Below are 19,893 nucleotides of genomic sequence, written 5' to 3'. Positions count from 1 at the left end.
CAACTGCCCGGAGGACTCGGATTGATGAATTGGGACGTGCTGTTTAACGAAACCCTATGGATCAACACTGCCATAATCGCTGGCGTCACAATTGTCAGCTATCTAATCCTGCAGGCCATTCTGCGGATCATTACCAGCCGCCTGCGGGCAATGAGCCAACGCTCCAAAAGCGGCTTCGTCGCCATTGCGGCGGAAATGCTCAGCCGCACCAGCCATCTGTTACTGATTGCTCTCTCGTTACTGATCAGCCTCAAGATCGTCGAACTGCCGGATCGCTGGGAATCGGCGATGTCGCATGGCTGGTTCATCGCCCTCGCCTTCCAGCTCGCACTCTGGATGGACACCGCCGTCAGGCTGTGGATGGAAAGCCTAAGCCGCGACGGCAAGGCGCGAAACCCGGTCACTACCACCATCATCGGCATCATGATCCGCATTGTCATCTGGACCATGATGCTGCTCTCGATCCTGGCTAACCTCGGCGTCGACATTACGGCGATGGTCGCCAGCCTCGGCGTCGGCGGTATCGCCATCGCCCTGGCGGTCCAGACGCTGCTCAGCGACGTGTTCGCATCTCTGTCCATTGGCGTGGACAAACCCTTCGAGATTGGCGATTTCGTCGTGTTCGGCGATGTCGCCGGGACAATCGAGCACATCGGCCTTAGGACCACGCGCATCCGAGCATTGAGCGGCGAGCAGATCGTCACCGCCAACGCCGATCTGCTCACGCAGGTCCTGCACAACTACAAACGCATGAACACGCGGCGAATCGTGTTCAAGTTCGGCATTGCCTATCAGACGCCGTCGGACAAGGTTCGCGAGGTTTCAGCACTGGTTAAGCAGATCATCGAGAGCCTGGATAACGCCAAATTCGACCGGGCGCACTTCCTTGCCTTCGACAATAGCCAGCTCACGTTTGAGGTCGTCTATATCATGCAGGTGTCGGACTACAACGCGTACATGGACGCTCAGCAGGAGATCAACCTGCAATTACTCGACGGCATTCGAGAGATGGGCGTGCAGTTCGCCTTCCCGGTCCGCAAGGTCGAATTCACTGGCGGCAACCTGCCGGAAGTGAACGTAGCCGGTATTCCCAAGGAAAAACCCGCTGCCAACCAGGAAGCTCAGAGCGCTCAGCCAAACGGCTGACGACTGGCGGCGTCCGGCCAGAGTGGACGCCGCCGCAGCTCGCTTCAAGGCAGACGGATCTGTTTGTGGGTTTCAATCAACTGCTCCACGACGCCCGGGTCAGCCAGTGTCGAGATATCGCCCAAGGCGTCGTATTCGTCAGCGGCGATCTTGCGCAGAATGCGCCGCATGATCTTGCCCGAGCGCGTCTTCGGCAGCCCCGGCGCCCACTGAATCACGTCCGGCACGGCGATTGGCCCGATTTCCTTGCGCACCCACTGTTGCAATTCCTGACGCAGCTGATCGGAAGGCTCCTCCCCTGTCACCAGCGTCACATACACATATATTCCCTGCCCCTTGAGCGGATGCGGCACACCCACCGCAGCCGCTTCGGCCACTTTGCGATGCGCCACCAGGGCGCTTTCGATTTCGGCCGTCCCCATGCGATGGCCGGAAACGTTCAGCACGTCATCCACTCGGCCAGTGATCCAGTAATAACCATCCTCGTCGCGGCGCGCGCCGTCTCCGGTGAAATACATGCCGCGGAAAGTCTTGAAGTAGGTATCGACGAAGCGGTCATGGTCACGATAGATGCTGCGCATCTGCCCTGGCCAGGAATCGAGGATGACCAGATTGCCATCGGTGGCGCCTTCCAGCAGATTGCCGAGGTTATCCACCAGCCCCGGTACTATGCCGAAAAAAGGTCGCGTCGCAGAACCTGGCTTCAGTGCGGTCGCACCCGGCAGCGGGCTGATGAGAATGCCGCCAGTCTCGGTTTGCCACCAAGTATCGACGATTGGGCAACGTGACCGCCCCACCGTCTCGTAATACCAGTGCCAGGCTTCCGGGTTGATCGGCTCACCCACGGTCCCGAGCAACCGCAGACTCGAACCATCGGCACCCTCCATCGCCGCGCTGCCTTCGGCCATCATCGAGCGTATCGCCGTGGGCGCGGTATAGAGAATGTTGACCTTGTGCTTGTCGATGACCTGCGCGATCCGCGTCACGTCGGGATAGTTAGGCACACCTTCGAACATCAAGGTGGTCGCGCCATTGGCCAGCGGCCCGTAAATGATGTAGCTGTGTCCGGTGATCCAGCCCACGTCGGCGGTACACCAGTAGATCTCGCCGGGTCGATAGTCGAAGACCCTTTCGTGGGTCAGCGCGGCATAGAGCAGATAGCCGCCCGTGGTATGCATCACGCCTTTGGGTTTTCCGGTTGAACCGGAGGTATAAAGAATGAACAGCGGCTCCTCCGCACCCATCTCCTTGGGCGCGCAGACTTCACCCGCGACACGCATCAAATCCTCGTACCAGATGTCACGATGCTGATGCCATTTGATATTGCCGCCGGTACGCCGCACCACGATGATCTTTTGCACGCAGCGGGTTTTCGGGTTGGTCAGTGCCTCGTCGACGTTAGCCTTCAGCGGTATGGCCTTGCCGCCGCGCAGTCCTTCGTCGGCCGTTATCACGACCTTGGAATTGCCGTCGATGATTCGTCCGGCCAGCGCCTCCGGTGAAAAACCGCCGAACACGACCGAATGGATGGCGCCGATGCGTGCACAGGCCAGCATCGCCACGGCAACCTCTGGAATCATCGGCATATAGATGGTGACGACGTCCCCTCGGTGCACATCTTGCCCACGCAGGGCGTTGGCGAACTTGCTGACCTCCTGATGCAGCTCGCGGTAGGTGATCTTGCGCTGCTCCGAGGGATCATCACCTTCCCAGATGATCGCGACCTCATCGCCACGCGTTTCCAGATGGCGATCCAGACAGTTGGCCGAGACGTTCAAGGTGCCATCGGCAAACCACTTGATGTCGACGTGATGATCATCGAAGGATGTCTGCTTGACGCGTGTGAACGGTTTGATCCAGTCAATCCGCTCCGCCTGCTCGCGCCAGAAGCCGTCAGGGTTGACCACCGACTGTTGATACATGGCTTTGTAAGTGGCTTCGTCGGTCAGCGACCGCGCCGCAACGTCAGGATTTACGGGATACAGGGACTCAGCACTCATGGGTAAATACCTCACTCGTCGGTCTTGTTATCGTTTCGAATAACCCTGTCTCACAGGCGAACCATACGCATCAAACCAAGCGCCTGGACGACTTCACGTTCGAGCTACGCGGGGTCAAAGCGTTCCGCTGGCCGCAAGCCGTGGCAAAACGCCCTTGCGTAAAGCATAGACGGTTCGGCCAGGGCGTACTTCGCCGCTCTTCGCGGTCGTAGAAATGAGGGGCGAGCGCCCGCCAACACTGAGGTTCGATGGATGTCAGATCCAGCCAACATGCTCTTTCGTGTCGTTACACGCATCAACGAAAGCATCGCTTTGTATCCGGTCCTTATCCCTGCACTCTATGTCGTGGCAGCCGTTCTGGTATTGGCATTCGAATCGACCCACGCTGCTGCGACGCTACGCGACGAACTACCGCCAGGCCTGGTCGACGTCGACAACGGTCGCGAGATACTCGGCACGCTGAGCACCGGCATCGTATCCCTCACGGTCTTTAGTTTCTCGATGGTGATGGTCGTGCTAAATGGCGCGGCGGCCCGTCTGTCACCGCGCGTGCTGCCTGGATTGGTCAGCGATCGGCGGAATCAGGTGATCCTCGGGGTTTACCTGGGCAGCATCGTCTATTACCTGCTGCTGATCAGCAGCATCAACACGAACGACCCAGAAAGCGTTCCGGTGCTTGGCCTGCTGCTGGCGGTGCTGTTCGGCATATCCTGCATGGCCTTGTTCATCGTGTTCATCCGCTCAGTTTCCCAATCGATTCAAGTCGACTGGATACTCGGCCAGCTCTACAACGGCGCATTAAAGAATCTCGACAAGCGCAAGCGGCGCATCGCCCAGGTTGCCGAAATTCCCAATACAGACGATTGGTGGTGCCTACCCGCAGCCCACTCGGGTTACCTGCGCGAGGTAAACGAAAGGCGCCTGGGCAAATTGCTACGCCAACGCGGTTTGATTGCCATGATTCAAGTGGAGCCGGGCTTCTTTCTAATCGATGGCCATCCGCTGATCAAGTTCAGCGGGCCGCTGAGTGCCGAAGATGCGAGTGAAGCGTCGGATTGCTTCGACTTTCATGACAACGAATTCGCCAGCGCAAACGTCTCCTACGGTATGCGGCAGATCTCCGAGATCGCAGTCAAGGCAATAAGCCCGGCCATCAACGACCCCGGTACAGCAATGCGGGCAACCAACCTGATCGGCGTACTGTTGAAGCAACTCGGCGGCGTGCGGCCTTACGATGTGGGCTGTTTCGATGATGGCCAGCCACGCCTCTTCTATCCGCAAGTGGGCATGCGACGCCTACTACAAACCGTCGTAGGCCCTATACGCGTCTACGGCGGTCATGATCCACAGGTGCTGTTCGCGCTGCTGCAGTGTCTGAAAAATGCCCTGCACGGCAACCCGAGCGAAACGCAGCGAGAGGCTCTTCACGAAGAGATATGCGCATTGCGCGAGGAAGCCGACGCGAAACTGGAAAACCAGCAGGACCGCCATATGGTGAACGAGGCGCTCGAGCTTCTGGTTGATTCCAAGATCGGCCCTCTAACCGTAGCGCTTCTTCCCATCAGCCGGGGCAAAGCAATTAAGGCGCCAGCCTAACCTCCGATCACCAACAGATACGTCCGGATGCCGATGCGGTTCGCCCTTCAGATCGCAGCAGGAAGCGCCAACAAGCACGGTGCGAGGCGCCGCTTTCGCTCCGTCGTTGGCGCTCTGCTCGCCTGCTTTTTAATTTAATATGGCCACCTTTCGCCGTACCGGAGCCGTAATGACCGCCGCAGCCCTTTCCCCGACTCTTGAACTCGCGTGCGAGCTGATCAATCGTCCATCGGTGACCCCGCTGGACGAAGGCTGCCAGCAATTGATGAGCGAGCGGCTTGCCGCCTGCGGGTTCGCCATCGAGCCGATGCACATCGAGGACGTCGAAAACTTCTGGGCGATACGCGGCAACGAAGGGCCGGTCCTGTGTTTCGCCGGTCATACCGACGTGGTCCCCACCGGGCCGGTGCAGGCGTGGCGGAACCCACCGTTCACGGCGCGCATCGACGAGAGCGGCATGCTCCACGGCCGCGGCGCGGCGGACATGAAGGGCAGTCTGGCGTCGATGATCGTCGCGGTGGAGCGCTTCACCGCCGACCATCCCAACCATAAAGGTCAGATCGCGTTCCTGATCACCAGCGATGAAGAAGGCCCTGCGCACCACGGCACCAAGGCGGTCGTCGAGCGTCTGCGCGAACGCGGTCAACGCCTGGACTGGTGCATCGTCGGCGAACCGTCGAGCACCACGTTGGTGGGTGATGTAGTGAAGAATGGCCGCCGCGGCTCGCTCGGCGGCACCCTCACCGTACGGGGTCAGCAGGGTCACGTGGCTTATCCGCACCTGGCGAAGAATCCGATTCATCTGGCCGCGCCGGCGCTGGCCGAACTGGCTGCCGAGCATTGGGACGATGGCAACGCCTTCTTCCCGCCGACCAGTTTTCAGATTTCCAATCTCAATTCCGGTACCGGTGCGACCAACGTCATCCCCGGTACGCTGGAAGCGGTGTTCAACTTCCGCTTTTCCACCGAATCCACTGTCGAAGACTTGCAGCAACGCACCGCAGCAATCCTCGACAAGCACGGGCTGGACTGGAGCGTCGATTGGACGTTGTCGGGCCAGCCCTTCCTCACCGAGCCGGGCGAGCTGCTCGACGGCGTGGCAGCGGCGATCCGCAGCGTGACCGGTCGCGAAACGACGCCTTCCACCAGCGGCGGCACGTCGGATGGCCGATTCATCGCGACCTTGGGAACCCAAGTGGTCGAGCTTGGCCCGGTCAACGCAACGATTCATCAAGTGGACGAACATATCCTGGCCAGCGATCTCGACCTGCTGACCGATATCTACTACCAGACGCTGGTCAATCTGCTCGCATGCTGATCTGCCCCATCTGCCGCGCCGGGCTGATCGCAGTCGACAATGGCGTCGCCTGCCCGGCCAATCACCGTTTCGATCGTGCCCGTCAGGGTTATCTCAATCTGCTGCCGGTGCAGCACAAGAATAGCCGCGACCCCGGCGACAACCAGGCCATGGTCGAAGCGCGCAGGCGCTTTCTCGATGGCGGCCACTATGCGCCGCTGGCTGCACGTTTGGCGCAGCTGGCGGCCGAACGTGCGCCTGGTCGCTGGTTGGATATAGGCTGTGGCGAAGGCTATTACACCGCGCAGATCGCCCAGGCGTTGCCGAATGCCGAAGGCTATGCACTGGATATTTCCCGCGAGGCGGTCAAGCGTTCCTGCAAGCGTGCACCGCAGCTCGAATGGCTGGTGGCGAGCATGGCGCGGGTGCCGTTGGCAGACGCCAGCTGCGACTTGCTCGCCAGCGTATTCAGCCCGCTGGACTGGTCCGAAGCCCGGCGCCTGCTCGCACCCGGCGGCGGCCTGCTGCGCATGGGCCCTACCCGCGAGCACCTTTGGGAACTGCGCGGTCTGCTGTATGACGAAGTACGTGACTATGATGACGAAAAGCACTTGTCACTGATCCCAGAAGGCATGCACCTCGCCCACAGCGAAACGCTGACCTTCGAACTGCAGCTGGACAGTGCCGATGACCGTGCCGATCTACTGGCGATGACCCCGCACGGCTGGCGCGCCAGCGCCGAACGCCGCGCCACGGTGATCGAGGCGCCACTGCGTGTACGGGTTGCGATACGCTACGACTGGATTCAGCGCGACGCCTAGTGTTGCCATGCGCGCTAGGACCCGTCTTGCAGACGCCTCGTCGCAAGCGGGCCAGTACAGATACCGACCGACCACAGAATCAACTGAAACATCACCCAACAAGGCAGCCGCCCATGCGCCAACCGGACATCGAGATCTACCTCAGGGATGCCAGCCAGGACGCCGTCACCGACTGGCTCAACCTGGCCGTCGGGCCCTGTTCTGCGTGGCAACCCAAAGGTAAGACGTTCAAGTGCCGCGCTGGACAGGTCCCGATCACCTGGCTGCCGAAGGCGGTCGGTAAATGGCATAGCCTGTTGCTCGAAAGCGACGCAACACCCTGGGAAGACGATGTCGCCTGCGCGCGTGCCGCATATCAGGCGCTGGGCGTAGAAATTCGCTGCGCACCCGGCGGCTGGCAGGAAGAAGAATCAATGGAAGATGCTGATCGCTGGATCAGCATCAGCGAACGCGGCGAAGAGGAAATCGTCTGGCGTACGGATTGATGGGGCCTCTGAACGGGTCCTTGGTGGCTTGTTCTGTTGGAAGCGCACATCCGTAGGGGGCCGATCATTCGGCCGACGACCAGACCATGGACGCCGCCGAGGTGGGCTGAAGCGGGGCGCCGCCCGGCCCACCCTACAGAACTATAGAGACGTCAAAGCTTCGCCCGGAGGGCCGGCCTCCCACAAAAGCAGCCAGACTGGCGACTCCGTAGGGCCGAATTAATTCGGCCGGAACCAGACCATGGTCGCCACCGCGTGGTGGGCTGAAGCCACCCTACAGAACTATAAAGACGTCATAGAAAACAAACCCCGCTGAATAGCGGGGTTTGTCATCAATGTAGGCCCATCGAGCGACGGGCCGCTTCATTGCCGCAGCAGGAATCAGAACCCTGCCACGTCCTCGGCCTGCAGGCCCTTCTGGCCCTGGATAACCGAGAATTCCACCTGCTGACCTTCGGCCAGAGAGCGGTGGCCTTCGCCACGAATCGCCTGATAGTGAACAAACACATCCGCACCACTACCACGCTGGATGAATCCATAACCCTTGGCATCGTTGAACCACTTAACGGTTCCGGTCTCGCGCTCAGCCATCCTAACTTTCTCCAACTCGATTCTTGTTATTCCCCACCGTGGGGATGGAACGATCCGGCCCGACTTGCAGCAAACCGTCCGCCCGACAATCTACCGGAACAGACATGACAGGTGCGTTTCCAGGCCGCTCGCCGGCTGAGTATAAACAGGAAACTCCCGGCTTCGGTTCTTTGCAGCCGCTCAAAGCGTCCATCAGCCGGTCTTGCGCCTGCGCCACAACCAAGCCAGCAACACGCCCAGCGTCAGTAACAGCGGTATTAGCGCGATATTGACGAACTTCAGCGTACGGCCCAGCGCCTCGATGTCAGCGTTGAGCTGGTAGCGCACCTCGCGTAACTCCTTGCGGATACCCAGCTTTTCCTGCATGAAGTTCTGCAATGCCGCCTCTTGTTCGGTGGTCAGTTCCAGCGCCTGTTCCGGGTCCGGGCTCTGCAGCTCAGCCAGCTTCGCTTCCGTCGCGGCCAGGCGCTGCTGCAGAACGTCTTCCGTCTCGCGGAAACGGTTTTCCGCCTGGCGTTGCAACTCTTCGACCACGACGAAGGGCCGGGCGAAGCGCCCACGTGAGCGAATACTGATCAGTGCATCGGTACCGGCGAGATTGTCCAGCGCGTTGACCACGAAGGTGCCGTTGTCGGCCCAGGGCTGCGGCAGCCGCTGGCCAAAGAAATCCTGTACCTGTACCCACATACGGTCGGCTAGCAGATCGGTATCCGCCACGGCGATGACATTGATGTGAGCCGCTTCCTTAAGGCCGTCCATGCGCCCTTCGATCCCGTCCGGGTAGGCCGATTGCGCAGGCCCCTGAATGCGCGCAGCCAGGGTGTAGCGCTCGCCGGTCGGCTGCAGCTCACGCAGTAGCACTTCCGGATTGTCCAGGGTGGCGAAGCGCGCCGCCTCGAACGGCATGGCATAGCTTGAGCTCTGGATCAGCGGCGTGAAGCGGGTCGTTGCACTCTCCAGCGGCTCGAGGAAACCAGCCGTGGCCACCGTCAGGCTTTCCAGCGAGGCGGTGGTGACATCCTCGGTATCCATGGTGCCTTGAGGTAGGTTCAACCAGCCGGGATGGCGGACCGATCGACGCTCGGCGCCAACGCCGACGGACATCGCATAGGACGCATCCGCCACCACCTGATCGGCAGCCATGCGCACGCCCCAGGCTTCGAACAGCGGCTCCAGATCGGACGCCTTGTTCTCGCCGAACTCGCCCGGGCCGATGCCCATGCCAGGATCGGCTTCGCTGTATGGGTCGACGAACACCAGCAGTTTGCCGCCACGCATGACGAACTGGTCGATGGCGTAGAGCGTCTGTTCCGGTAGCTCCTTGGGGTGCACCAGCATCAGCACCGACACGCTGGCCGGGATCATATCGACGTCGCGCTTGAGGCTCTCGATATGGAACACCTGGCGGATGTTCTCCAGCACCATCCAAGGCTGCGTCGCCTGCTGGGTGCGCATATCGAAACCGCCATTGATCTGTAACCCGGACAGCACGCCCACGACGGGCATCTGCGGCGCCGCAAGCGTTTGCACCAGCCGGCTGATCTCGTATTCCAGAAACTCCTCCTGATCCAGCGGGAAGAACGGAATGCCCTGCGTCTGGCCTTCAGCGTTGGTCCCGGCCAGGCCGAAGTAGATCGTGTCGCCACTCTGGTTCAACGGCACCGCCTGCAGGCCCAGCTCGGCGGCGCGATCTTCCTCTTCCGAGAACGGCTGCGGGTCGATCACGTGCAGCTTGATCTTGCCTCCCGCCTCGCGCTCGTAGGCGCGCAGCATTTCCTCGACACGCCGGGCATAGTTACGCAGCGCTACTAGGTCTTTCACCGCATGGTCGGAATAGAAAAAATGAAGCTCGATGGGCTCCTTGAGTTCATCGAGGATGGTCTCGGTGCCTTCGGAAATGGTGTAGAGCTTCTGCTCGGTCAGGTCCAGTCGAGCACCGGTGAACAGCAGACCGGAGAACATGTTGAACGCCAAGAACGCCAGCGCGATCAGCAGCAGTCCGGCACCCGAATAAATCACTCGTTTCATGTGGGCTCCCTTATGCCGCTTTTTTTAGATCGACGACCACGGCAGTAGCCGCCAGCCAGGCGATGATCAGCGTCACGAAATACAGCAAATCACGCAGATCGATCACGCCCTTGCTGAGCGAGTCGAAACGAATCAGGAAACTCAGCGAAGCCACTGCATCCACCAGCCACTGCGGTGCCCAGGCGAAAGCGTCGAGCACCATCGGCAAGCCGCTGACGATGAACAGAAAGCACACGCTGACTGCCAGGATGAAGGCGATCACCTGGTTCTTCGCCAGTGCCGACATGCACGAACCTATCGCAAGGAACGCACCCGCCAGCAACCAGCTGCCGAAATAGCCGGCGGCTATCGCGCCGTTGTCCGGCTCGCCGAGATAGTTGACGGTGATGACCATCGGAAAGGTCAGCAGCAGCGCCATTCCGGCAAACACCCAGGCGGCGAGAAACTTGCCGGTGACTGCCTCGAACAGGCTGATCGGTAGCGTCATCAACAGTTCGATGGAGCCGGATTTACGCTCCTCCGCCCATAAGCGCATCGCGATGGCGGGGATAAGGAACAGGTACAGCCAGGTATGGAAGCCGAAGAATGGCACCAGATCCGCCTGGCCCCGTTCGTAGAAGCCACCCAGATAAAAGGTGAACACCCCGGACAGTACCAGGAAAATCAGAATGAACACATAGGCGAGCGGCGTGGCGAAATAGCTGCCCAGCTCGCGCTTGAAGATCACCGGCAACTGGCTCATAGCGCCTCCCCGCGGGTCAATGTACGGAACACCTCGTCCAGCCGACCACGCTCCACGTTCAGCTCCTTCACCGGCCAACCCTGCTGGCCGATCAACGCATTGATCTGCGGGAAGATCACCTCGCCCGGCTTGGCCAGCACCGTGACGCTGTGTTCCGGCTCGTTGTGCTCGACCCCCGCCACGCCCGGCATGGCTGCCAATGCAATCTCATCCAGCGGACCGTCGCTGACCAGCGTCACCGCCTGGTGATATTTCGAACGGCTCTCCAGCTCGAGTGGTGTGCCATCGGCCACCAAGCGACCGCTGGCGATCACCACCGCCCGGGTACATACCGCGGTGACCTCTTCAAGGATATGGGTCGAAATGATCACGATCTTGTCCTGCGCCAGCCCCTGAATCAGCTCGCGCACCTGATGCTTCTGGTTCGGGTCAAGGCCATCGGTGGGCTCGTCGAGGATCAGCACGCGCGGATCGTGCAGAATCGCCTGCGCCAGCCCGACGCGCCGCTTGAAGCCCTTGGACAGCGTCTCGATCGTCTGGCCGAGCACCGCCTCTAACTCCACTTGCCCCGCCGCGGTATCGACCCGTACACGCTTGTCCGCGCCGCGATAGCCGCGCACCTCAGCGATGAATTCGAGAAAGCCGCGTACCGTCATGTCGCCATAACAAGGCGCGCCTTCCGGCAGATAACCGATCTGCCGCTGGGCCTGCAGCGTCTGGGTCTGGATGTCGCAACCGAAGATGCTGGCGGTGCCGGACGTCGGCGCGAGAAAACCGGTGAGCATCTTCATTGTGGTGGACTTGCCGGCACCATTAGGGCCGAGAAAACCCAGCACCTCACCAGGCTGGACGCTGAACGACAGCGCATCGACCGCCGTGTGCTGGGCAAATCGTTTGGTCAGACTCTTTAACTCGATCATTGGCCTCTCATCCGTGGATCAAGGCCGGCGCCACGCATGCACCACGCACCCGGCCTGCAAAAATGCCGGCGGAACTATATGAAGATGGACGCGGCGAATGCAACGGACAAAGCGGTTGGGAGATCTACCGGAGATTGCATCGTTCGCTTCGCCCACTAGACTTTCGCAAAGCTATGCTTCTGCTCGCTTCTTAATCGTTAAACATCATGGCTATTTCAGTCCCAGCGTCATCTGGCATCGACGCTACTGGCAGTGCACTTTTTTACGGTTCCGCGCTGAATCGTTAAATTGCTCGATGCCGGCACTAAGAATGTCTAACAATTCATCAAGCGTTAGATACACCTATCAAATTCCGGCGATAAGCAAATCAAGAGCAGCAATGATTTCATCGCGTTGCGCGGAGAGTTCCGCAACTTGGGTGCCAAGTTGCTTCTTGGCGATACCGGCCAGTTGCGGAGTTACCATCATGTACTGCCTGCCTTCAATTTCAAAGGTTGGCGTGAGGGTCGTGAGGGTTTTCCCTTTCATGGCAGGAGCCGTGTAGAGAGGCACCACAACTCGCGTACCCAGCTCGGCGATCAAATCGCTTTGCACATCGAGCAGGAAGGGTACGGCAGCTTTGGTGGCTGAGTTTGTGTTCTTGTAAACGGCAAACTCAGGCATCAGAAGCTCCGCAGCTCATCGCTGAACACACCCTGGGCTTCCACGTATTCGTTATAGGCATCGATGGCTTTGCTGTTCTCTGCCAGCCATTGCTCACGCTGTTTCTTCTTCAGGGCTCGACCAGAGCCTGTTCCATGTCGCGGAGAGGTTGATATTCAAGTCTCTGGCTTTATGGAGTAAGTCACCGTTAACGCCGAGGTTAACAGCCCGCTTGGGGGCATGAGGGTCATAAGCTGCGAGCATGGTCCTCACTCCTTTGCTATGCATGCGCAGATGTTATGCGCGTCCCGGCGTTCCATCAAAGGCGCATCCGACAACAGACGCAACCGTTCGCTTCGCTCATTGGGGGGGGCAAAAGCCGCCCCTTTCGGCGACCCGTCTCAGCTCTTGCCCTCCACATGCCGACCGAAGTTGTCCAGAATGGCCTGCCAACCCTGGCGCTGGAGTTCGGGTGGGTTTTCGGTCTCCGCGTCGAAGCTGACGGTCACGAGAACGCCGTCGGGGCGCTCGGCAAACTCGATCTCGGCCTCACGGCCATCGCCCATCCGGTATTCGATGAGCTTCTTCGGTACGACGCGGGTGTAGGTGCCTTCGAAGTCGAACCCCAGGCTGCCGTCCTTCGCTTCCATGCGCGACATGAACGTGCCGTTTTCGCGCAGATCGACGGTGCTCCTGGTCGTGTGCCAGTCATCCTGAGCCGCATTCCATTGCTTGATGTCCTCGGGATTGTTGTAGGCATCCCAGACTTTTCCGAGATCGGCCTTTACGTGAGTCTCTACGGTGATTTTCACGATGTTCTCCTTTGGATTGCAGTTGCCCTGTCCTGTAGTCGAACGGGGAAGTGGAAATTCGACACGGTAGTTGTTACGGCGGATATGCAATCCTCGAAAACGGTAGCGAACGGCAGGTGACCTGCCCGCTTCTCATTCCGCACGTTAAGGAATCATCGATGGCATTCGTGGCAAGCCTTATCGCAACACTGTTCCTGGCGGGTTATTTGCGTGGGCGCCGTGTTAAAGCACTGGTGGCCATTGCCGGCGCCGGCCTGGTTTTGCCGGTGTTGGTGGCGTTCACATCCTTTGTTTATCCGGCGGACCCGGAAGCACGCATGTGGGCAGCGATTGCCATTCCTGTCTCATACCTGTGGGGGTTGGCCGCCGCGGGTCTGGGCTATGGTGTAGCGGTGCTGGCGCTGAAAGGCCGGCGCGATATCTGATACCCCGAGGCGTGTACCCGACCTGAGCCTGCAAAAGGAGTCCCCATGCGCAGAGATGAGATCAAGGCGATATTCGATCAACAGGCTTCGAGCTATGACGAGCGCTGGGCCAAGACGGCGTCTATTCGCGAGGCCTTGCACTTCCTCCTCGAAGCGGTGTTTGCCGAGCTTCCGACCAATGCACGGCTGCTGTGTATCGGTGCGGGTACGGGTGAGGAGATCGCCTATCTCGCACAGCGCTTTCCGCAGTGGACCTTCACGGCGGTGGAGCCGTCCGCTGCCATGCTGGAAGTGTGCCGCGACAAGGCGATGAAGGGAGGCTTTGCATCGCGCTGCGAGTTTCACGAAGGTTATCTGGAATCACTGCCAGGGCAGGCGCCGTTCGATGCGGCGACCTGCTTCCTGGTTTCCCAGTTCATCCTGGAGCCGGAGGCTCGCACCGCATTTTTCCGGGCCATCGCGACGAGGCTTGGCCCGGGGGCGATATTGGCGAGTTCCGATCTGGCAGCGGATGTGGATTCGACCGCGTACGACGCCCTCCTCCATACCTGGATGAACATGATGCGGGCGGCGGATATCCCCGCCGCGGGCGTCGAGCAGATGCGTGCGGCCTATGCCAAGGACGTTGCGATTCTTCCTCCCGAGCGAATAGCTGCGATCATTGAGGCCGGCGGCTTCGGTGCGCCCGTTCCCTTCTACCAGGCCGGGTTGATCCATGCCTGGTTCGCGAGGCGCGCATCAGGCGAGGCGCTATGAGCCGGTCATGGGCCCTGCCCTTCCTGATCGCAGCGCTTGCAGGCGCGGCGATCTGGGCGTTGTCGCCCTTGATCACCGGCCAGACTGAACCCTGGGACGCAGGCCTGTACTACAGCGGCGCGCTGCTGGCAGCAGGATTGCTCTCGGGCGTCACGGTGCCGAAGCCGCTCTGGGCGCACTACCTGGGTGGCCTAGTCGGGCAGGCGCTGTACCTGCTGCTGTTCCTACCGCCCAGCCCCTTGATGGCGGTAGGCCTGGTGTTCCTGCTGGTGTGGTCACTGCTGTTGCTGGTCGGTGCCGGTGCCGGCTCCCGCAGTTGGACGCGCTGAAGGCATACGCCGTGCCGCTGCTCGTATAGCCAACACGCATCGTGCGAAGCTGAACTAGTGTTTCAAGACCGACAATACGACTCGCGCAACGGAGGATAAGCAATGGCTCCAGCCGATCTGGCCAGCATCTATCGACAGTACATCGCCTGTCTAAATGCCAGGGATTGGTCGAACCTGGGACACTTCGTGCACGACGAGGTGAGTCATAACGGCAAGCGGATCGGCCTGGCCGGTTATCGCCAAATGCTGGAGAACGACTACGCCAGCATTCCCGATCTGCACTTCAACATCGAATTGCTGGTTGCCGAGCCGCCTTATGTCGCGAGCCGGCTGCAATTCGACTGCTCGCCAAAAGCCCGGTTTCTGGAGCTGAACGTCTACGGGCGGAAGGTTTCGTTCGCGGAGAACGTCTTCTATGCGTTCAAGGACGGGCGGATCTTCGAGGTCCGCTCCGTCATCGACAAGGCGGCCATCGAGGCGCAGCTGTCGACTCGGTCCGAGGGCACCTGATACTTCGCTCGCGCACCTCGGTTCGAGTCGGCAGGAAGGAATATCTGCGCTGGAAAACGCTTCGCGGTTTTCCACCCTACGCACACATCGAGCATCAATTTTTTTGTCCACTGCCTGCGCTTGCGGCACACTTGCCGCCTTCGAGGGCCCTGCCCCTTTTTAGCCGAATATTCGTATGACCCGCTCCCCTATCCGTCGTCTGCTCTTCTCCATCGTGCGCCGTGTGCTGTATTTCTGGGTGCGCTCGGAAACCATCAACCAGTCAGCCTTCAACCTCAAGCTGGACCGCAGCAGGCCGGTGTTCTATGTGTTGCAACGCGCCTCGCTGAGCGATCTGGCGGTGCTCGATCAAGAGTGCGGCAAGGCCGGTTTGCCACGTCCGGTGGCGGAGGTCGCTGTGGGTAGCCATATCGAGCCAACGGCGTTCATCTTTCTCAATCCCGCCGCGAGCTGGTTCGGTCGACGCACACGGATCGCGCCTCCGGCACCGCTGGTGCGGCTGGTCGGCGCACTGGAGCAGAATGCCGTGGATAACGCGCAAATCGTCCCGGTGAGCGTGTTCTGGGGCCAGTCCCCGGATCGCGAAACCAGCCCCTGGAAGCTGCTGTTCGCCGACAGCTGGGCGGTGACCGGCCGACTGCGCAAGCTGCTGAGTATCCTGATACTCGGGCGCAAGACGCGTGTGCAGTTCTCCACGCCGATCCAGCTCGACGAGTTGGTGGCGATGAACAAGGGTCACGAATGTACGCTGCGCATGGTTCATCGCATGCTACGGGTGCACTTCCGGCAGCAGAAGACCTCAGTGATCGGTCCAGACCTTTCGCACCGGCGCAATCTGGTCAAAGGGCTGGTACACGCGCCGGCGGTGCGTCAGGCGATCCGCGACGAAGCCGAGCGCGAGAATATTTCCGTGGAGAAGGCCGAGGCCAAAGCGCTGCGCTACGGCAACGAGATCGCCTCGGACTATGCCTATACGGCGGTGCGCTTTCTCGAGGTGGTGCTGTCCTGGTTCTGGAACAAGATTTACGACGGCATCCGGGTCAATCACATCGAGCCGCTGCAGGAGGCGGTGCGCGGGCATGAGGTGATCTACGTGCCGTGCCACCGCAGCCATATCGACTATCTGCTGCTGTCCTATCTGCTGTTCCGCAACGGGCTGACGCCGCCGCACATCGCGGCTGGCATCAACCTCAACATGCCGGTGGTCGGCGGGCTGCTGCGCCGCGGCGGCGCCTTCTTCATGCGCCGCTCGTTCAAGGGCAACCCGCTGTACACCTCGGTGTTCAACGAATACTTGCACACGCTGTTCAGCCGGGGCTTTCCGGTGGAGTACTTCGTCGAAGGCGGCCGCTCGCGCACCGGGCGCATGCTGCAGCCAAAAACCGGCATGCTGGCGATCACCCTGCGCAGTTACCTGCGTTCGCCGCGGCTGCCGATCCTCTTCGTGCCGGTGTACATCGGCTACGAACGCGTGCTGGAGGGGCGTACCTACCTGGGCGAACTGCGCGGCGCGCAGAAGAAGAAGGAGTCGATTTTCGATATCTTCAAGGTCATCGGCGCGCTCAAGCAGCGCTTCGGCCAAGTCTGGGTAAATTTCGGCGAACCGCTCAAGCTCAACGCATTCCTGGACAAGGAGCAGCCCGGCTGGCGCCAGCAAAACCTGGCGCCGGATTACCGCCCGGAATGGCTCAGCGGCACGACCAATCGCCTCGCCGAGCGCATCGCCCAGCGACTCAACGAAGCGGCGGCGGTCAATCCGGTCAATCTGGTGGCGCTGGCGATGCTGTCCACCAGCCGTCAGGCGCTGGATCAGCGTTCGTTGGCGCGCATCCTCGATCTCTATCAGCGCCTGTTGCGCGCAGTGCCCTATTCGCCTCATACAACGCTACCGGACGGCAATGGCGAGGTACTGATCGACTATGTGAAGGACCTTGGCCTGCTTGCCGAACAGAAGGACGCGCTGGGCAACATCCTCTATCTCGACGAGCAGAACGCCGTCCTGATGACCTATTACCGTAACAACGTAATGCACATCTTCGCCCTGCCGGCGCTACTGGCGAGCTTCTTCCAGAGCAGTTCGCGGATCAGCCGCGCGCAGATCCTGCGCTTTACCCAGGCGTTGTATCCGTACCTGCGCGCGGAGCTGTTCATACGCTGGGAGCCGGAAGAGCTGGAGGCAGTGGTCGACCACTGGCTGGCGGCCTTCGTCGACCAGGGCCTGCTCAAGCTCGATGGCGAAACCTATGTGCGCCCGGCACCGAGTTCGCGTCAGTTCGTGCTGCTGACGCTACTGGCGCGGGTCATCGTGCAGACATTACAGCGCTTCTATATGGCAATTTCCCTGCTGCTCAACAGCGGTCAACACAGCCTCACCGCCGAAGAGTTGGAAACGCTCTGCACGGTGATGGCCCAGCGCCTGTCGATCCTGCATGGCCTGAACGCACCGGAATTCTTCGACAAGAGCCTGTTTCGCCATTTCATCAAGAGTCTTCAGGAGCAGGACGTGCTGCGACTGGACGCGGCCGGCAAACTCGCTTACCACGACAAACTCGGCGAGTTGGCCGAAGGCGTGGCCAAACGCGTGCTGCCCGCCGAGATTCGTCTTTCGATCCGTCAGGTGGCGCTGGAGCGGCATGAGGAAGACGTTGCGATCGATCAGCAGGGCTAAAAGCACCTCGCGTCGGAACCCGGCAGATGGCAACCAGCACGGTCGAAGATCGACGCAGATGACAAAACCTGTACATCCATACAGATAAAGATTGCCTGAAGTCGCTCCGCTGCTCATGCTATCTCCATAGTGGAAATGGATAGATGACGGCGATGCGGCTGTTTCTCTGCGAAAAACCCTCCCAGGCCAAGGACATCGCCAAGGTCCTCGGCGCCAATCGACGTGGCGACGGCTGCTGGTTCGGCCCCGGCCTGACGGTGACTTGGTGCATCGGCCATCTGCTGGAAACCGCCCCGCCGGATGCCTATGACGCCCGCTACAAGCGCTGGGTGCTGGGCGATCTGCCGATCATTCCCGAGCGCTGGAAGATGCAGGTCAAGCCGAAAACTGCCAGCCAGTTCAAGGCGGTCAAGCGTCTGCTGGGTGAAGCCAAAGAACTGGTGATCGCCACCGACGCGGACCGCGAAGGCGAGATGATCGCCCGCGAGCTGGTGGAACACTGCCGTTATCGCGGCCCCATCCAGCGGCTCTGGCTGTCGGCGCTGGACGACGCCTCGATCCGCAAGGCGCTGGCCGCGCTCAAGCCCGGCTCCCAGACCTTCAGCCTCTACCACTCGGCACTGGGCCGCTCGCGCGCCGACTGGCTGATCGGGATGAACATGAGCCGGCTGTTCACCCTGCTCGGGCGTCAGTCCGGCTACCAAGGCGTGCTGCCGGTGGGCCGGGTGCAGACGCCGACGCTGCGCCTGGTGGTGGATCGCGACCGCAGCATCGCCGACTTCGTGCCGGTGCCTTACTGGGCCATCGAGGTTGCGTTGCAGGCTGACGGCATGCCCTTCACTGCGCAATGGCGCGCTGCTGAAGAACGCTGCGATGAACAGGGGCGTTGCCTCGACCCGGAATACGCCCGGCAAGCGGCGGCAGCCATCGGCGGTGCAGCCCAGGCACAGGTAGTGAAGCTGCGCACCGAACGCATGCGCGAAGCGCCTCCCCTGCCCTTCGACCTCGGCACCCTGCAGGAAGTCTGCTCGAAGAAACTCGGCCTCGGCGCCCAGGAAACCCTGGATATCGCGCAGGCACTCTACGAGACGCACAAGCTGATCACCTATCCGCGCAGCGATTGCGGCTACCTGCCACTGAGCCAGCACAGCGAGGCGCCGGCGATCATCGCCGCCCTTGGCCGCAGCGACCCGGCGTTGTCCGAATTGCTCACACATGTGCAGCCGCAACGCCGCTCGCGCGCCTGGAACGACGCCAAGGTCAGTGCCCACCACGGCATCATCCCCACCGCCGCTACCGATCTGTCACGCCTGATGGGCAAGCAACGCTCGGTCTATACGCTGATTCGCGCCCGCTACCTGGCGCAATTCCTGCCGAATCACGAATACGACCGCACCCAGGCGGATTTCGACTGCGCCGGTCAGGCGCTGCGGGCGGTGGGCAAGGTTATCGTCGAACCCGGCTGGCGGCGCGCGTTGCCCGAAGCCCTGACACCGGCCAAGAGTCGTGAACCAACACCAGCCCAGGCACTGCCGACATTGAGCGAGGGCCAGCACTGCAAGGTCCTGGGTGTAAACCTCAAGGACCTCTGGACCCAGCCGCCCAAACCCTTCACCGAAGGCGACCTGATCAAGGCGATGAAGAATGTCGCCAAGCTGGTGGACGACCCACGCCTGAAGCAGAAGCTCAAGGACACCACCGGCATCGGCACCGAAGCGACGCGGGCCGGCATCATTCAAGGGCTGCTGGACCGCGGCTATCTGATCAAGCAAGGCAAAGCGCTGTCGGCCAGCCCGGCGGCCTTCAGCCTGATCGACGCCGTACCGCGGGCGATTGCCGACCCCGGCACCACGGCGATCTGGGAACAGGCGCTGGATATGGTGCAGAGCGGCGAGATGAGTCTGGAGGAATTCGTAGCCAAGCAGTCGGCGTGGATGCGCAAGCAGGTGGAACGCTGCCGCGAGCTGCGCCTGACCATCAGCGGCCCAGCGAACCCGCCCGGCAAAGGCGCGCCCTGGAAGAAAAAGCGCAAGGCGGCGCCGCGCAAGAGTGCCAGCGGCCCCAAGCGAACGGCTCGTAAAAGCACCGCTCCCGCCTGACTGTAGGGTGCGCTTCGCGCACCGCA

General features: G+C 61.0%; 20 protein-coding genes. 11 read left to right on the top strand and 9 right to left on the bottom strand.

Features of this window, described 5'->3' with window-relative positions:
* Positions 1-24 precede the first annotated feature (24 nt).
* On the top strand, positions 25-1,146 hold the full coding sequence (locus V6943_RS09950) for a mechanosensitive ion channel family protein (RefSeq protein WP_181102525.1): 1,122 nt from the start codon (positions 25-27) through the stop codon (positions 1,144-1,146).
* Positions 1,147-1,190: 44 nt separating this feature from the next.
* On the opposite strand, the gene acs is transcribed toward V6943_RS09950, so the two are convergent.
* Positions 1,191-3,146, bottom strand: a complete 1,956-nt coding sequence (gene acs / locus V6943_RS09945) for an acetate--CoA ligase (protein WP_131648327.1) — start codon at positions 3,144-3,146, stop codon at positions 1,191-1,193.
* A 252-nt stretch (positions 3,147-3,398) separates the two neighbouring features.
* Here acs and V6943_RS09940 point away from each other — a divergent pair, with 252 nt between their 5' ends.
* The 4 genes from V6943_RS09940 (at position 3,399) to V6943_RS09925 (ending at position 7,345) form a co-directional block, all read left to right on the top strand.
* Positions 3,399-4,742 (top strand): DUF2254 domain-containing protein, encoded by a 1,344-nt coding sequence (locus V6943_RS09940; protein ID WP_340553369.1) that lies wholly within the window; start codon positions 3,399-3,401, stop codon positions 4,740-4,742.
* A gap of 169 nt (positions 4,743-4,911) precedes the next feature.
* Positions 4,912-6,060 carry a succinyl-diaminopimelate desuccinylase gene (gene dapE / locus V6943_RS09935; protein WP_340553368.1) on the top strand — a complete coding sequence of 383 codons (1,149 nt, stop codon included), beginning with the start codon at positions 4,912-4,914 and terminating at the stop codon, positions 6,058-6,060.
* Positions 6,054-6,860, top strand: coding sequence for a putative RNA methyltransferase (locus V6943_RS09930; RefSeq protein ID WP_340553367.1), 807 nt, complete (start codon positions 6,054-6,056; stop codon positions 6,858-6,860). The genes dapE and V6943_RS09930 overlap by 7 nt, the downstream gene beginning before the upstream one ends.
* Positions 6,861-6,973: 113 nt before the next feature.
* Positions 6,974-7,345: a hypothetical protein gene (locus V6943_RS09925; RefSeq protein ID WP_340553366.1), complete on the top strand. Its 372-nt coding sequence runs from the start codon at positions 6,974-6,976 to the stop codon at positions 7,343-7,345.
* Between the two features lie 381 nt (positions 7,346-7,726).
* On the opposite strand, the gene V6943_RS09920 is transcribed toward V6943_RS09925, so the two are convergent.
* From V6943_RS09920 to V6943_RS09885, 8 genes are all read right to left on the bottom strand, one after another.
* The gene (locus V6943_RS09920; protein WP_340553365.1) at positions 7,727-7,936 is read right to left on the bottom strand and encodes a cold-shock protein; all 210 of its coding nucleotides are present in this window, start codon (positions 7,934-7,936) and stop codon (positions 7,727-7,729) included.
* Positions 7,937-8,128: 192 nt separating this feature from the next.
* Positions 8,129-9,964 carry a GldG family protein gene (locus V6943_RS09915; protein ID WP_340553364.1) on the bottom strand — a complete coding sequence of 612 codons (1,836 nt, stop codon included), beginning with the start codon at positions 9,962-9,964 and terminating at the stop codon, positions 8,129-8,131.
* Between the two features lie 10 nt (positions 9,965-9,974).
* A complete protein-coding gene (locus V6943_RS09910; RefSeq protein ID WP_131648321.1) occupies positions 9,975-10,706 on the bottom strand; it encodes an ABC transporter permease subunit in 732 nt (243 codons plus the stop codon).
* Positions 10,703-11,626 (bottom strand): ABC transporter ATP-binding protein, encoded by a 924-nt coding sequence (locus tag V6943_RS09905; RefSeq protein ID WP_340553363.1) that lies wholly within the window; start codon positions 11,624-11,626, stop codon positions 10,703-10,705. The genes V6943_RS09910 and V6943_RS09905 overlap by 4 nt, the downstream gene beginning before the upstream one ends.
* 345 nt (positions 11,627-11,971) lie before the next feature.
* Positions 11,972-12,289 carry a CcdB family protein gene (locus tag V6943_RS09900; RefSeq protein WP_340553362.1) on the bottom strand — a complete coding sequence of 106 codons (318 nt, stop codon included), beginning with the start codon at positions 12,287-12,289 and terminating at the stop codon, positions 11,972-11,974.
* Positions 12,289-12,354, bottom strand: a complete 66-nt coding sequence (locus V6943_RS09895) for a type II toxin-antitoxin system CcdA family antitoxin (protein ID WP_340553700.1) — start codon at positions 12,352-12,354, stop codon at positions 12,289-12,291. The genes V6943_RS09900 and V6943_RS09895 overlap by 1 nt, the downstream gene beginning before the upstream one ends.
* Positions 12,355-12,382: 28 nt before the next feature.
* Positions 12,383-12,532, bottom strand: a complete 150-nt coding sequence (locus tag V6943_RS09890; RefSeq protein WP_340553361.1) for a type II toxin-antitoxin system CcdA family antitoxin — start codon at positions 12,530-12,532, stop codon at positions 12,383-12,385.
* 137 nt (positions 12,533-12,669) lie between these two features.
* Complete coding sequence (locus V6943_RS09885) at positions 12,670-13,080, bottom strand: SRPBCC family protein (protein WP_340553360.1); 411 nt, start codon at positions 13,078-13,080, stop codon at positions 12,670-12,672.
* A 158-nt stretch (positions 13,081-13,238) separates the two neighbouring features.
* Here V6943_RS09885 and V6943_RS09880 point away from each other — a divergent pair, with 158 nt between their 5' ends.
* From V6943_RS09880 to V6943_RS09855, 6 genes are all read left to right on the top strand, one after another.
* Positions 13,239-13,505 (top strand): hypothetical protein, encoded by a 267-nt coding sequence (locus V6943_RS09880; protein WP_181102541.1) that lies wholly within the window; start codon positions 13,239-13,241, stop codon positions 13,503-13,505.
* A 45-nt stretch (positions 13,506-13,550) separates the two neighbouring features.
* Positions 13,551-14,261 (top strand): class I SAM-dependent methyltransferase, encoded by a 711-nt coding sequence (locus V6943_RS09875; protein ID WP_340553359.1) that lies wholly within the window; start codon positions 13,551-13,553, stop codon positions 14,259-14,261.
* Positions 14,258-14,590: a hypothetical protein gene (locus tag V6943_RS09870; RefSeq protein WP_131648314.1), complete on the top strand. Its 333-nt coding sequence runs from the start codon at positions 14,258-14,260 to the stop codon at positions 14,588-14,590. Before V6943_RS09875 ends, V6943_RS09870 begins: the two co-directional genes overlap by 4 nt.
* 102 nt (positions 14,591-14,692) lie before the next feature.
* The gene (locus tag V6943_RS09865) at positions 14,693-15,100 is read left to right on the top strand and encodes an ester cyclase (RefSeq protein ID WP_131648313.1); all 408 of its coding nucleotides are present in this window, start codon (positions 14,693-14,695) and stop codon (positions 15,098-15,100) included.
* Between the two features lie 175 nt (positions 15,101-15,275).
* A complete protein-coding gene (gene plsB, locus V6943_RS09860; RefSeq protein ID WP_340553358.1) occupies positions 15,276-17,768 on the top strand; it encodes a glycerol-3-phosphate 1-O-acyltransferase PlsB in 2,493 nt (830 codons plus the stop codon).
* 152 nt (positions 17,769-17,920) lie between these two features.
* Positions 17,921-19,867: a DNA topoisomerase III gene (locus V6943_RS09855; protein ID WP_340553698.1), complete on the top strand. Its 1,947-nt coding sequence runs from the start codon at positions 17,921-17,923 to the stop codon at positions 19,865-19,867.
* Positions 19,868-19,893 lie beyond the last annotated feature (26 nt).

Origin of the sequence: Pseudomonas sp. CBC3, from assembly GCF_037967085.1 — a bacterium.
Lineage (GTDB): Bacteria > Pseudomonadota > Gammaproteobacteria > Pseudomonadales > Pseudomonadaceae > Stutzerimonas.
Note: the sequence above shows the minus strand (reverse complement) of the source record. Positions and strands in the feature narration are given on the sequence as shown.